The 14179-nt window shown below is 64.4% G+C and carries 12 protein-coding genes; 7 read left to right on the top strand and 5 right to left on the bottom strand.

The genetic code is table 11. From position 1 onward, the window contains the following. Positions 1-130 precede the first annotated feature (130 nt). The 3 genes from der to FME97_RS01585 form a co-directional block, all read right to left on the bottom strand. Positions 131-1435 (bottom strand): ribosome biogenesis GTPase Der, encoded by a 1305-nt coding sequence (gene der / locus FME97_RS01595; protein ID WP_141427614.1) that lies wholly within the window; start codon positions 1433-1435, stop codon positions 131-133. A gap of 186 nt (positions 1436-1621) precedes the next feature. Next, positions 1622-3730, bottom strand: coding sequence for a cation:proton antiporter (locus FME97_RS01590; protein WP_232522910.1), 2109 nt, complete (start codon positions 3728-3730; stop codon positions 1622-1624). Between the two features lie 173 nt (positions 3731-3903). Beyond that, on the bottom strand, positions 3904-5436 hold the full coding sequence (locus tag FME97_RS01585) for an alpha-L-arabinofuranosidase C-terminal domain-containing protein (protein ID WP_141427612.1): 1533 nt from the start codon (positions 5434-5436) through the stop codon (positions 3904-3906). Positions 5437-5697: 261 nt separating this feature from the next. On the opposite strand from FME97_RS01585, the gene FME97_RS01580 reads away from it, so the two are divergent. From FME97_RS01580 to FME97_RS01560, 5 genes are read left to right on the top strand one after another with little or no spacing between them, the layout of a single operon-like run. Beyond that, positions 5698-6858 (top strand): MFS transporter, encoded by a 1161-nt coding sequence (locus FME97_RS01580; protein ID WP_141427610.1) that lies wholly within the window; start codon positions 5698-5700, stop codon positions 6856-6858. Further along, complete coding sequence (locus tag FME97_RS01575) at positions 6855-7448, top strand: porin family protein (RefSeq protein ID WP_141427608.1); 594 nt, start codon at positions 6855-6857, stop codon at positions 7446-7448. Before FME97_RS01580 ends, FME97_RS01575 begins: the two co-directional genes overlap by 4 nt. A 3-nt stretch (positions 7449-7451) precedes the next feature. Then, positions 7452-8459 carry a PhoH family protein gene (locus FME97_RS01570; RefSeq protein ID WP_141427606.1) on the top strand — a complete coding sequence of 336 codons (1008 nt, stop codon included), beginning with the start codon at positions 7452-7454 and terminating at the stop codon, positions 8457-8459. A 3-nt stretch (positions 8460-8462) separates the two neighbouring features. Next, positions 8463-9920 (top strand): aminoacyl-histidine dipeptidase, encoded by a 1458-nt coding sequence (locus tag FME97_RS01565; protein WP_141427605.1) that lies wholly within the window; start codon positions 8463-8465, stop codon positions 9918-9920. Beyond that, positions 9904-10911, top strand: a complete 1008-nt coding sequence (locus FME97_RS01560) for a diacylglycerol/lipid kinase family protein (RefSeq protein WP_141427603.1) — start codon at positions 9904-9906, stop codon at positions 10909-10911. Before FME97_RS01565 ends, FME97_RS01560 begins: the two co-directional genes overlap by 17 nt. A gap of 100 nt (positions 10912-11011) precedes the next feature. Here the strand turns inward: FME97_RS01560 and FME97_RS01555 are convergent, their stop codons facing one another. Then, the gene (locus FME97_RS01555; protein ID WP_141427601.1) at positions 11012-11593 is read right to left on the bottom strand and encodes a hypothetical protein; all 582 of its coding nucleotides are present in this window, start codon (positions 11591-11593) and stop codon (positions 11012-11014) included. Between the two features lie 92 nt (positions 11594-11685). Here FME97_RS01555 and FME97_RS01550 point away from each other — a divergent pair, with 92 nt between their 5' ends. Further along, positions 11686-12072, top strand: a complete 387-nt coding sequence (locus FME97_RS01550) for an MmcQ/YjbR family DNA-binding protein (RefSeq protein WP_141427599.1) — start codon at positions 11686-11688, stop codon at positions 12070-12072. A 41-nt stretch (positions 12073-12113) separates the two neighbouring features. Continuing rightward, positions 12114-12734, top strand: coding sequence for a 3-keto-disaccharide hydrolase (locus tag FME97_RS01545; RefSeq protein ID WP_232522909.1), 621 nt, complete (start codon positions 12114-12116; stop codon positions 12732-12734). Between the two features lie 104 nt (positions 12735-12838). On the opposite strand, the gene FME97_RS01540 is transcribed toward FME97_RS01545, so the two are convergent. Then, positions 12839-14176, bottom strand: a complete 1338-nt coding sequence (locus FME97_RS01540; protein WP_141427595.1) for a sulfatase family protein — start codon at positions 14174-14176, stop codon at positions 12839-12841. Between the last annotated feature and the right edge of the window lie 3 nt (positions 14177-14179).

The raw sequence follows: 14179 nt of genomic DNA, 5'->3' as shown, positions 1-14179 counted from the left end.
GGAAACCGCCCCGAAGCGTCGTCGCTTCGGGGCGGGTCTTTTTCGCGCCGGGGCCTGCGGGGCGCCGGGACTTCGCTTGCGTCGGAGCCCGACTGCCGGAATGCGCCGCCTCGGGCGATGGTTCCGTGGCCTATTTCTGCCGGAAATAGATCTGGATGGGCACTCCGGCGAAATCCCACCGTTCGCGGATGTTGTTTTCCAGGAAGCGGCGGTAGGGCTCCTTGATGTACTGCGGCAGGTTCACGAAAAAGGCGAACTGCGGCGTCGGCGTCGGCAACTGCGTGACGTACTTGATCTTGATGTACTTGCCCTTGGTTGCAGGGGGAGGGTAGTTCTCGATCAGCGGCAGCAGCTCCTCGTTCAGCTCCGACGTGGAGATGCGGCGTTTGCGCGACTGGTGCACCCGGATCGCGGTCTGGAGCACGTCGAGGATGCGCTGTCTGTTCAGCACCGAGGTGAAGACGATCGGAATGTCGTTGAACGGGGCGAGCCGTTTTTTCAGGAACTCGGTCCACTCCTTCATCGTGTTGCTGTCCTTCTCCACGAGGTCCCACTTGTTCACCACGATCACGCACCCCTTGCGGTTGCGGACGATGAGGTTGTGGATGTTCAGGTCCTGCGATTCGAGTCCCTGCTGCGCGTCGAGCATCAGGACGCAGACGTCGGACTGCTCGATGGCCCGGATCGACCGCATCACCGAGTAGAATTCGAGGTCCTCCATCGTCTTGCCCTTCTTGCGCATGCCGGCCGTATCGACGAGGTAGAAGTCCATGCCGAACTTGTTGTAGCGCGTGTGGATCGAGTCGCGCGTGGTTCCGGCGATCGACGTGACGATGTTGCGCTCGGTGCCCAGCAAGGCGTTCGTGAGCGACGATTTGCCGACGTTGGGCCGTCCGACGATCGTGATGCGCGGCAGGTCGTCCTCCGCTTCGTCCGCGTCGTCGGCGGGAAGCGCCGCGAGGATGGCGTCCATCAGGTCGCCCGTGCCGCTTCCCGACATGGACGAGATGCAGTAGGGGTCGCCCAGACCGAGGGCGTAAAATTCGTGCGAGGAGTAGATCTGGTCGTTGTTGTCAACCTTGTTGCAGACGAGGATCACCTTTTTCGGCGAGCGGCGCAGGATGTCGGCCATCAGCTCGTCGAGGTCCGTGATTCCGGTGGAGACCTCCACCAGGAGGAGTATGACGTCCGCTTCGTCGATGGCCAGCATCACCTGACGGCGGATTTCGTCTTCGAAGATGTCGTCGGAATTGACGGTGTAGCCGCCCGTGTCGATCACGGAGAATTCGCGGCCGTTCCAGTCCGTTTTGCCGTAGTGGCGGTCGCGCGTGGTTCCGGCCGTCGCATCGACGATCGCTTTGCGTTCGCCGACGAGGCGGTTGAAGAGGGTCGATTTGCCGACGTTGGGCCGTCCGACGATTGCTACGAGGCTCATGTTCTTTCTGCGTTTTGCGGGACCGGACCTCTCCTGCCGGACCGCAGGCTTCGTCTGCCCTGCGGGCCGCCGGCCGTCCGGACCGGAGTTTGTGCGTGCAAAGATACAACAATCGGGCGAATTATGAAAGGCGCCGCCCGCGGCCGTCCCCGGACCGTGGTCCCGGCGGCAGCGTCCGATGCTTCCCTACAGATAGCGGCTCTCCGTGGCGCCCGCCTGCACGGGGTAGAGCAGCACGTAGCTGTATCCCGCGAAGTACTGTTCGAGATAGCCCGGGATGCGGTTCATTGCGGGGTGGTAGGAGACCCGCTCGCGGCGGCTCATCACGAACCAGAGGCAGTCGTCGTTCCGCAGGTCGTGTTCGAGCGAGGGGAGGTCGTCCCAGCGGTCGAACGCGACGAACCCGATGTTGGCCGGGAGTTTGCGGCCCCGGCGGGGGCGGAGGTGTTCGAGCGTGCCTTCCGAGGCGAAGAAGACGATCTTCGCGCCGGAGTTCTCGGCCAACTGCCGGATGCGGTGCACCCAGGCCTGGAATCCGGCCTCCTTTTCGGCCTTTTCGGGCACGACGATCAGGTGGCGCTTGACGGTGGCCAGCGGCTGCGCGGGGCTGTAGATGAAGGTGGTGACGTTGCTCTGCATCAGTACGTCGGTCACCATGCGGCCGATGCCCGGACCCGAAGCCCCCGGGATGCCCGGGATCGCCGGAATGGCCGGCATGCCGGGCGTGCGCTGGTGCATGCCCAGCACGATGTCGGTGATGTTGCGCTCGCGGACGACGCTCACGATGGCGTTCGAGATGTTCACGTCGTAACGCAGCAGTTGTTGGAGGTAGAGGTCGCCCGCGGCGGCGGTCGTCGCCGCGATGTCGAGCACCTTCCGGGCCTGTTTCTCGATGTTGGGGTCCTCGGCCTTGTTGTCGATGGCGTGCAGGGCGTAGAGGCCGTTGGGCTCCTTGGGGCGTTTGAGCATGGCGCTCAGCCCCACCAGCTCGTCCACCGACCGTTCGTTGGCCACCGGAATCAGGATGTGGTCCTCGCGGCGCGGCGCTTTCTCCGCATCGTCCTGCGCATGGTTCATGGCGATGTTGTGGGCGCCCCGCTGCGTGGCGAAGGTCGAGACGATGCACGTGGCCAGAATCATGAGGATCGTGCCGTTGAGCACGCTTTCGCTCAGCAGCCGGATCGGCTCCCCGTCGGGCGTGTGGCCCAGGATGACGTTGTAGCCCACCATGACGGCGGCGAGCGTGGCCGCCACGTGGGCGCTGCTCAGTCCGAAGATGACGGTCCGCTGGTCTTTCGAGAGGCGGAAGCTCTTCTGCGTGAGCCATGCGGCGATGAATTTCGCCGCCGTGATGAGCGCGATCATGATCGCCGCCACCTCGATGCTCTCCCAGTCGCGGAAGAAGGCCCGGTAGTCGATGAGCATCCCCACGCCGATCAGGAAGAAGGGGATGAAGATGGCGTTGCCGACGAACTCCACGCGGTTCATCAGCGGCGACGTGCGCGGGATGAGCCGGTTGAGGGCCATGCCCGAGAGGAACGCGCCGATGATCGGTTCGAGACCGGCCAACTGGGCGAAGAAGGCCCCGAGGAAGACCATCGCCAGAACGAAGATGTACTGCGAGACGCTGTCGCTGACCTGCTTGAAGAACCAGTGGGCCAGCAGCGGGAAGAGGAAGACGATGATGACGATGCAGAGGAGCACCGAGGCGCCGAGCCGCCACCAGAACATGTCGTCCACGTTGCCCGTGGCCATGCCGACGATCACGGTGAGCAGCAGCAGGGCCAGCGTGTCGGTGATGACCGTGCCCCCCACGGCGATCGTCACCGCCTTGTCGCGGGCGATGCCGAGCTTGCTGACGATGGGGTAGGCCACGAGCGTCTGCGAGGCGAACAGCCCGGCCAGCAGGATCGAGGAGTAGAGCGGGAACCCCATCACGTAGTACCCGGCCAGGATGCCCAGCCCGAGCGGGACGCAGAAGGTGTAGAGGCCGAACACGAGGCTGCGCCAACTGTTGCGCCGGAAGTCGGACATGTCCATGTCGAGTCCCGAGAGGAACATGATGTAGAGCAGTCCGGCCGTGCCCGAGAGGATGATGCTGCTGTCGCGCAGCACGAGGTTCAGTCCGTGGGGGCCGATCACCGCTCCGGCGATGATGAGCCCCAGCAGGTAGGGGATTTTGAGCTTGTTCAGAATCAGCGGCGCTGCGAGGATGATGACCAGAATGAGCAGGAATTTCAGGATCGGGTCTTCGAGCGGCAGCGTCAGGTCTATATGTGCGAGTAACGGGATCATCCGGTGCGGTGTTTAGTCTTTCCACAAAGATAGGAAAAATCGGGTTATGCGCAAGCTCCCGGCGATAAAAAATCCGGCCGGGGCGTCCGCGTCCCGCATCCGGAAAAAGCCCGGCATGCGAAAGAAGCCCGGCATGCGGAAATATGCCGGGCCTGCGTCGCGAATCCCGTAGGTCATCGGCAGGAGAGCGCGAACTCGCAAATCGTGACGGATTCCCCCTTGAACGTGATTTCGTCCGCCTTTCCCGGATCGGTGTCCGTGGCCGTTGCGACGACGTTCCCGGCTGGGTCGTCCAGCGTGTTCCTGGCATCGAGCGATGCGGCCGACAGCACGGTGGTCCGTATGAGCTTGTCCGCCTTGCAGTTTTCGAAGACGATGCGCGTCTTCAGGGCCTTCGGGTTGAGATTGACGACGAACAGGTTGAGCCTTCCGCGCTCCCGGTCGATGGTCGCGGAGACGTCCAGCGAACCGACGTCCGTGTCCATTGCGGGGGATACGGCCTCGGCCTTTACGCTCTCTTTCAGTCCTTTCGCGCGGTATTCCCGGAGCGGGAAGAACGTCGTCTGCCTTACCGAGGCGGTTTCGTCGGTCATGATCGGGGCGAGGATGTTCACCATCTGCGCCCAGTTGGCTATTCCTACGTGGCGGGCGTTGCGGTGGATGGCGTTGAGAAAATACGCCGTCGCCAGCCCGTGACGCCATTCGTAGGTGTTGGTCGTCCCGTAGGGAGGTCCTCCGGCCTCCCAGATTCCCCATTCGTCGAAAGCGATTCTGATACGGTCCTGGCGAGGGGGAAAGCGGTACCATACCTGCCAGTTGTCAACGGAGTCCGGGCAGTTCTCCCGGATGAAGGCGCCCAGGGCGGCGAGCCCCCTGTCCGCCGCCTTGATCTTCCGGAACAGGGAGTAGGGCTTTCCCTCCTCCGTGTTCACGTAGTTGTGGTAGGAGATGTAGTCCACGGCTCCGCCCAGGCCGTCCAGAACCGTTTCGTTCCAGCGCATGTCGCCCCCTTCGCCGTTGGCGATGAGTTTGATGGACGGGTCCGTCAGTTTCATCAGTTTGATGAAATGCCACACGTCCTCCACGTATTTCCGGGGGTCCTGATGGCGTCCCGCGTCGGGTTCGGCCCCCTCCTCGTTCCCCAGCGCCCAGTACTTCACGCCGAAAGGCTCCGGGTATCCGTGCGAACGCCTGAGGTTGGCATAGTATGTGTTTTCCGTTCCGTTGCAGTATTCGACCCAGTTGGCCGCCTCGTCGGGCGATCCGGTGGAGAGGTTCACCACGAGGCAGGGCTCTGCGCCTATTTCCCTGCAATACTCGATGAACTCGCACGTGCCGAAATGAAAATCGTTGATGCCGCCCCAGATCAGGTTCTTCCTCGCCTTGCGCTCTTCTTTGGGACCCACCCCGTCTTCCCAGTGGAAGGTCTTGACCGCCGTTCCGCCCGGGAACCGCAGCATCGTCGGGGAGAGCTCCTTCACCTTTTCCAGCACGTCGCGGCGGAATCCCCGGCTGTCGGACAGCGGCGAGTCCTCGTCGAAAATGCCTCCGTCGATGCAGCGTCCCATGTATTCCACGAATTGTCCGTACACGTACGGGGAGATCTCGCCGAGGCTGGCGCCTGCGTCGATCGTTATTCTGTTTTCCTGGGCGTGCGATGACAGGCAGAGCAGTGCGAAAACGGGCGGCAGAAGCAGTTTTTTCATGTGTGGCAGGTGTTTTCGGGTGACGGGCGGACCTCCGGCCGTCGGACAAAGATAGGCAAAAGATGCGAGGCATGCAACTCCCGGAAGCTGTCCGCATCGCCGGGGAATCCGGCCGGCATGTCCGTGATGCAGAGGCGGAAGGGGTGTCCGGTTCGGACACTCGCATGGCGGCGCGGCGCAAAAAAACGGGGGCGGATGCTTCGCTTTTCGGCAAAAAAGCGTAACTTTGAAAAATCATTGAAAACCGGAACGGCTTTGGTTATGGGTGTCGAGAGAGTGGACAGACGGTTGCTCGGTCCCGTGCTCGCGGGATTTTTCATCATGGGTTTCTGCGACATGGTGGCTCCGATCACGGGGCGTATCGCCGCGGAGTTCCCCGCGGAGCGGCAGGCGGCCGTGAGCTTCCTTCCGACGATGGTGTTCCTCTGGTTTCTGGTGCTTTCGGCGCCGTTTGCCGCATGGATGAACCGCCGGGGCCGCAAGACGACGGCGCTCGCGGGCTATCTCCTCACGGTCGTCGGCCTGCTCGTGCCCTATGCCGCCGGCGAGGGATGCGCGCTGGGGTGGTACTTCGCCGGGTTCGGTCTGCTGGGTATAGGCAACACGGCGATCCAGGTGGCCGTCAATCCGCTGCTGGCCACCATCGTTCCCGCGGAGCGCATGACGAGCTACCTGACCGTGGGGCAGATTTTCCGCAACACGTCGCTGCTCCTGCTGGCGCCGATCGTGACGGGACTGGTCGCCGCGACCGGGTCGTGGCGCCTGCTGCTGCCGATCTACGCGGCCCTCACGGTCGCGGGCGGGGTGTGGCTGCAACTGACCTCCGTGCCCGAGCCGCCGCGCAGCGGAACCTCCGTCGGACTGGCAGCCTGCTTCGGTCTGCTGAAGAACCGTGCGGTGCTGCTCTCGGCGCTGGGCGTGGCATGCTTCATCGCCGCCGACGTGGGGATCGGCTACCTCTCGGTGCGGCTGATCGACAACCCCTCGTCGATCCTCACGACCACGGGTTTCTACGCCTGCCGCATCGTCGGGACGATCGTCGGGGCGTGGGCCCTCGTGCGGGTCCGGGACACGAAGTATCTGGGCTGGAACATGGCCGGGGTGCTGGCGCTCTGCCTCGTGCTGCTCTTCACGGACAACGGGGCGGTGATCTATGCCGCCGTGGGCCTCATGGGCTTCGGCATGGCGTGCGTCTTCGCCACCTTCTACTCCGTGGCGACCCGTGCCGTGCCGGAGCGGGCCAACGAGGTGGCCGGGCTGATGATTCTGGCCATTTCGGCGGGAGCCGTGTCGGGTCCGGCGTGCGGCGCCGTCGCGCGTGCGGCGGGCAGTCCGCATTGGGGGATGCTCTTCGTCGCCGTGCTGGTGTGCTACATGCTCTGGGCGAGCGTGAAACTGACAAACAACGAACAACGGATATGAAAAAAATCGTACTGACCCTGCTGCTTGCAGCCGCCGCATGGAGCGCGGCGGCGCAGCGGCCCCGCACGCGGGTGGAATGGGGCGTGATCGGAGGCATCAGCATTCCCGATTATACGACCGACATGGACCGGACGGACATCAGGAACAAATGCGGCTGGCAGGCCGGCATCGTGACGGCCGTGAATCTGGGCGCCTTCGCCGTCGAGCCGCAGATTCTCTATGTCCGCCAGGGCATGCGCATCCGGCCCGAGGGGGGCGAGGAGGTGAACCTCAAGTCCAATTCGATCGACGTGCCGGTGCTGCTGTCGCTGCGGCTGCTCCATCCCGTGCGCATCTACACCGGACCGGTCTTTACGGTGATGAACGACAGCAAGCAGAAGTCGGGGCGCGACCTGCTCGATTTCGGGCGTGTGCGTCCCACGGTCTCGTTCACGGTCGGGGCCGGCGTGGTGCTGATGCGCCACCTGCTCGTCGATCTGCGCTACAACGGCCAGTTCCGGGCCAAGCACGACGTCGTGCTGCCCGACGGCCAGCAGCTCGACAAGCTCCGCTCGTACAACGTCGCACTGAGTTTCGGTTATCTGTTTTAGCCTATGACGGAGACGCTCGGACGGGAAATCGCCGTCGAAGGGGTCGATCCCCGCGAACTGTACGGGGCGCAGAACGTCTATCTGGAACAGATCAAGGCGCTGCACCCCGCATTGAAGATCGTGGCGCGCGGACAGTCGCTCAAGGTGCTCGGCCCCGAGGCGGAGACGCGCCGGTTCGCCGCCCGCATGGAGGGGCTGGCGGCCTATTACCTCAAGTACGGGCACATCTCCCCGCAGGTCATCGACCAGTGTTTCGCGGGGGGCTTCGGGGCGGCGGACGCCCCCGCGGACAAGGACGTGATCGTGTACGGCAACAACGGCAATATCGTCCGCGCCCGCACGGTGAACCAGCAGTGGCTGGTGGGGCTCTACGACAAGTGCGACCTGCTCTTCGCCGTCGGCCCGGCCGGGTCGGGCAAGACCTATACGGCCATCGCGCTGGCCGTCCGGGCCCTGAAGGAGAAACAGGTGCGGCGCATCATCCTGACGCGCCCGGCCGTCGAGGCGGGCGAGAAGCTGGGCTTCCTGCCCGGCGACATGAAGGAGAAGCTGGACCCCTACCTGCAGCCGCTCTACGACGCGCTCAACGACATGATCCCGCCCGCGAAGCTCCAGAAGTTCCTCGAAGAGGGAACCGTGCAGATCGCACCGCTGGCCTACATGCGCGGGCGGACGCTCGACAACGCCTTCGTCATTCTGGACGAGGCGCAGAACACCACGCTCGCGCAGATCAAGATGTTCCTGACGCGCATGGGGCGCAACGCGCGTTTCATCGTCACGGGCGACGTGACGCAGATTGACCTGCCGCGCAGGAGCGACAGCGGACTGGTGCGCGCGATGGAGATCCTGCGCCGCGTGGAGGGCATCGGCATCGTCGAGTTCGACAAGCGCGACATCGTGCGCCATCCGCTCGTCAAGCACATCGTCGAAGCCTTCGACCGGCACGCCGGCGCGGGGCCGGCGGAATCCGGAGAATCGGATACGGAAAATACGGAAACCAAAAACGAATAAGTCATGGACAGAAATCTTGCAGCGCTCGAACCGGCGCTCGTCTGGAAACATTTCGCGGAGATCGTCCGCATCCCGCGCCCGTCGCATCACGAGGAGGCCATCCGCCGCTACGTGCTGGAGTTCGCCCGGGGGCTCGGCCTCGAGGCCCGTGAGGACGAGGCGCACAACGTCTATGTCCGCAAACCCGCCTCGAAGGGAATGGAGAACCGCAAGGGCGTCATCCTGCAGGCGCACCTCGACATGGTTCCGCAGAAAAACAACGACAAGACGTTCGATTTCGAGAAAGACCCGATCGACGCCTATGCGGACGGCGGATGGGTCACGGCCGACGGCACGACGCTCGGGGCCGACAACGGCATCGGCGTGGCTTCGATCCTGGCCGTGCTGGAGGACGACACGCTCGCGCACGGGCCGTTGGAGGCGCTCTTCACGGCCACCGAGGAGACCGGCATGGACGGCGCCTTCGGGCTGCGGCCCGGGGTGTTGCAGGGCGAAATCCTGCTCAACCTCGATTCCGAGGAGGAGGGCGAGCTGTACGTGGGCTGTGCCGGCGGGCTCGACGCGAACACGACGTTCCGCTATGCGGAGGAGCCGACGCCCGCCGCGGGCTACGTCGCCGCGAAGATCTCCGTCAGGGGCCTCAAGGGCGGCCATTCGGGCATTCAGATCGTCTGCCAGCGCGCCAATGCCAACAAACTGCTGTTCCGGCTGCTCAATGCCGCGCCCTGCCCCCTGCTGCTCTGCTCGGTGGACGGCGGCGGACTGCGCAACGCCATTCCGCGCGAGGCCGAAGCCGTTGTGCTGCTCCCCGAGGCGGATTACGACGCTTTCGCCGGGGCGGTCGCCGCGTACGAAAAGACCGTGCGGGAGGAGTTCGAAGGGATCGAGGAGAACATTTCGGTCACGGTCGGGAAGTGTGCCAGGCCCGCCGGAATGCTGCCGCGCGACGTGGCCGTGAAGGTGATCCGCGCGGTCGCGGGGTGTCCCGACGGCGTGCAGCGCATGTCGCTCTCGATGCCCGGGCTGGTGCAGACGTCGGGCAACCTGGCGCGCGTGGTCTCGGACGGCTCGACGGTGAAGATGCAGTGCCTGCTGCGCAGTTCGGTGCGTTCGGAGAAGGAGGCGCTGGGCGAGGCCATCGCCGCGGTCTTCGCGCTGGCCGGAGGCGAGACGGAGCTGACGGGGGCCTACGACGGCTGGAATCCCGACATGAAATCGCCGATCCTGAAGGCCATGACCGCCTCCTACGAGGCGCTCTACGGCCGCAAGCCCGCCGTGACGGCGATCCACGCCGGACTCGAATGCGGCATCATCGGCGGCAAGTACCCCGGTCTGGACATGATTTCGTTCGGCCCGACGATCCGCTATCCCCACTCGCCCGACGAGAAGGTGGAGATCGCCTCGGTCGGGAAATTCTACGACTTCCTGGTTCACACGCTGCGCAATGTTCCCGAAAAGTAGCGGGCCGCACTCCGGCGCCAAGTGGTTCGTCATCGTCAATCCCGTGGCCGGAGGCGGCCGCGGGCTGGACCACTTTCCGCAGATTTCGAAGCACCTGCGCGATGCGCACATCCGTTGCGAACCGGTCTTCACGGAGCACAAGTTCCACGCCACGGAGCTGACCGTGACGGCCGTCCGCGAGGGATACCGCCACATCATCGTCGTCGGAGGCGACGGCACGCTGCACGAGGTGGTGAACGGGCTGTTCATCCAGCAGGAGGTGCGTCCCGACGAGGTGCTGCTGGCCGTGGTGGCCGTGGGCACGGGCAACGACTGGGTACGCACGTTCGGCATTTCGAACCGCTACCGGCACGCCGTGCAGGCCATCAGCGAAGGCTGCTCCTTCCTGCAGGATGTCGGGGTGGTCTCCTACGAGGAGGCGCACTACCGGCAGAACCGCTACATGGCCAACGTGGCCGGCGCGGGCTTCGACGCCCATGTGGTGCGGAAGCTCTCGCACCTGAAGAAGAAGGGCCGCAAGAGCCGCTGGCGCTATACGTGGTGTCTGGTGCGCAACTTCTTCCGCTACAAGTCCACGGGCGTCAAGGTGTGGGTGGACGGGCGGCTGGTTTACAACAACCTGCTGCTTTCGGCGGCCGTCGGCATCTGCAAGTTCAACGGCGGCGGCCTGCAGCAGCTTCCCGAGGCGGTGGCCGACGACGGGATGCTCGACCTGTCGCTGATCCGCCCCGTGCATTTCTGGCATCTGCTTTTCCGGTTCCACTACCTGTTCAACGGCGGCATCTACCGCATCCGGCATATCTTGCAGGAGCGCGGCAGCCGCATCCGCATCGAGTCGTCGCCCGAAGTGGGCGTCGAGGTGGACGGCGAGCCGCTGGGCCATACGCCGCTCGAATTTTCGATTCTCCACAAGGCGATCCGGATCGTCGTGGCGAAGGAGTTCTACGAACAGCACGTCCCGGCGGAGGACTCCGCCCGCAAGGCCGGGTGAGGGTCCGGGCATTCCGGGACGATGCGCGGGGAGAGACCGCGAACGACCGGGGCGCGCCGAATGTTCGGCACGCCCCGGTTTTCCGTATTCCTTCCGGCGGCTATCGGGCCGGGACGCTTTCGATGACGTCGATCTCCGTCACCGTCCAGTCGAACAGCTCGTCGGCGCACTGTCCCTCCAGCCGGCGCAGTTGCGAAAGGTCGGTCGTGTCGGCCAGCACGGCGTTGAAGAACTGCTCCATCGTGGAGTAGGTCGCGTTCACCTTGCCTGCCAGGCAGGTGTAGAAGGCTTTCTGCTGGCTGCGGTCCAGTCCGGCCGGGAGCACGCCCTGCCCCACGAGGTAGTCGTAGGGGAAAATATGGCGCATGTTGTGCGCGTCGGCATCGAGCTCTTCGACGATCGTCGTGACGACGAACATGTCCACGGTGTCGTTCACGCCCGGCATCTGGATGAAGGTGGTGTACACCGGATAGGCGTTTTCCAGCTCTCCGACCACCCCGTCCGAGAAGAGGACGAACTCCGAATCGGTCAGGTCGTCGAGGTAGATCATCTGCCGGTAGCTGCGCAGGGCGTCGCGCATGGCCTTGCGCTCTTCGCGGTTCCATTCCCGGCGCTGCGAGCAGCCGGCGAAACCTGCGGCGAATACCGCCAGCAGGGATACACAAAGGAGAATCTTTTTCATATTCCGAATTGATGTTGGTTCATTATTCCCCGGATCGCAATCCGTGTGCCAAAAATATTGCGTATATTTGTTACCGCACAACACGACCGGTTATGGATGTTCTGGCTTTTCGCGACTACTGTCTTTCGCTGCCCTTCACCGAGGAGTGCACGCCCTTCGACGAGACGACGCTCGTCTATAAGGTCGGCGGCCGGATGTACGCCTTCGCCGACATGGTCGGATTCGAGCGGATCGCCCTCAAGTGCGATCCCGAAGAGGCGCTGCTGCTGCGCGAGCGCTATCCGGACGAGGTGACGCCCGCCTGGCATACGAACAAGCGTCTGTGGAACGACGTGCGCACGACGGGCGACCTGCCCGATGCCTTCATCCGCGCGCAGATACGCAACTCCTACCTGCTGGTCGTGCGGCGGAATGTGACGCCGCGGGCCCGCCGCGAGGAGATTCTCGCCCGTATCGGCGAGCTCGGACTGCCCGAATGATTCCCGCGATTGTTTTCCGAACCAAAAAATAACAGATGCGTATGAAGTGCAAAATCCTTTTGCTGGCGTTGGCCGTCGGGGCGGTGTCCTGCGGCGGAGACGCGAAAACCGAACTTTTCAACGGCCGCGACCTCACGGGATGGGTCTGCGTCACGGCCGGCGGCCCCGCTGCGGCGGAGGTCTTCACCGTGCAGGACGGCTGCATCCGCGTGGCGGGACAGCCTTTCGGGTTCCTGCGCACGGCCGAGCAGTACGGCGACTACCGCCTGCACGCCGAGTGGCGCTGGATCGGGAAGCCCTCGAACAGCGGGCTGTTCCAGCGCATCCAGGAGGGCGACGAACTTTGGCCTTCGCTGATCGAGTGCCAGCTGGAGTCCGGGAATGCCGGAGATCTGCTGGGATTGGGCGGCGCCACGATGGCCGGGGTCGAATCGCCGGAGGGCGGCGTTCCGGTCAAAAAACGCGTGGGCGGCGCTTCGGAGAAACCCGCCGGCGAATGGAACGAGGCCGAAGTGATCTGCAAGGGCGACCGCATCACGGTCTATGTCAACGGCGTGTTGCAGAACGAGTGCAGCGGGGTGAACACCCGGGGCTACATCGCCCTGCAAAGCGAGGGCGGTCCGCTGGAGTTCCGCAACATCTATCTGACGGAGGTCGAGTGATTCCGGGGCGGCGCTCCTGCGGGGAGGCCGTTCCGTCCTTTTCCTTATGTCATCGCCCCTGCCGCAACGCGGCAGGGGCGATGCTTTTCAGCCGGAACGGCCTGCTACCGCCGGTCGTTTTCCTCCAGCGAGGCGACGTAGGCTTCGCGGAGCTTCAGCAGCTCCTGCGCCTTTTCGGGGTATTCGCCGAGCAGGTTCTCCGACTCCGTGGGGTCGATTCCGAGGTTGGTGAGATACAGCCCTTCGAGCGTTTCGTTCCGGTCGTCCGGCCGTACGTCGATCGCATTGCAGAGCAGTTTCCAGTCGCCCTGCCGCACGGCCCACTGCCGTTCGAAATCGAAGTGCAGCACGTCGTGCGGAGACTTTTCCGAGGCGTCCCGAAGCAGCGGTACGAGGCTCCGGCCGTCCACGTCGATTCCCGAGGCATCCAGCCCGCACAGCTCCAGAATCGTCGGGAACCAGTCGATGTTCATGGCCGTCTGGTCGCGCGTCTCGCCTTGCGGCAGATGTCCGGGCCAGGAGACGATGGCCGGTACGCGGATGCCGCCCTCGAAGAGCGAGAACTTGCCGCCCCGGTAGTCGCCGCAGTAACCGCCTCCGCCGAAGGTGCGGACTTCGGTGCTGTGGCCGTTGTCCGACTGGAGGATGACGAGGGTGTTCTCTTCCAGTCCCCGTTCGCGCAGGAATGCGCGCAGCCGGCCCAGGTAGTCGTCGAACGTGGAGACGAAGGCCGCGTACATGCGCCGCGGGGCGGGCAGGTCGGCGTAGTGGTCCAGCCATTTCTTCGCCGGCTGCAACGGATAGTGGGGTATATTGACGGCCCAGTAGAGGAAGAAGGGCCGGTCGTCTCCGTCCCGCAGGATGAACTCTTCGGCTTCGCGCAGCGTCTCGGCGGCGAAGAACTTCCCTTCTTCGTGAATCTCCTCTCCGTTGCGCCAGAGGTCGTGCCGGTTCGGGCCGCCCCAGTAATAGAAGTGCGAGTAGCTGTCGATGCAGCCTCCCAGGAAGCCCCAGAAATAGTCGAATCCCCGGCTGTTGGGGGCGTACTCCTTCCACGATCCCAGATGCCATTTGCCAATGCAGGCCGTGCGGTAGCCGTTGTCGCGCATCCGCTCGGCGAGCGTCTCCTTGCCGAGCGGCAGCCCCGTGTAGCCGGCGTTGCCCGTAAGTCCGGCGCGTCGGGTGAACTGCCCGGTCAGCAGACTCGCGCGGGAGGCCGAGCTGACGGGTGCGGCGTAGAACTGGGTGAACCGCACGCCGCTGGCCGCCAGCGAGTCCATGTGGGGCGTGCGGAGGTCCGCCGCGCCGAAGCAGCCCATGTCCAGCGTGCCGTGGTCGTCCGTGTAGATGATGATGACGTTGGGTTTCGCGGGGCGGGCCGCCGGGGCCGTGCCTGCCAGCAGCAGGCCGCCGGCGCTCAGGAAGAGGTGTCTGTTGTCCATGTA

This window comes from Alistipes dispar (genome assembly GCF_006542685.1).
In the GTDB taxonomy this organism is placed as follows: domain Bacteria; phylum Bacteroidota; class Bacteroidia; order Bacteroidales; family Rikenellaceae; genus Alistipes; species Alistipes dispar.
This window is presented reverse-complemented; position numbering and strand designations above follow the sequence as displayed.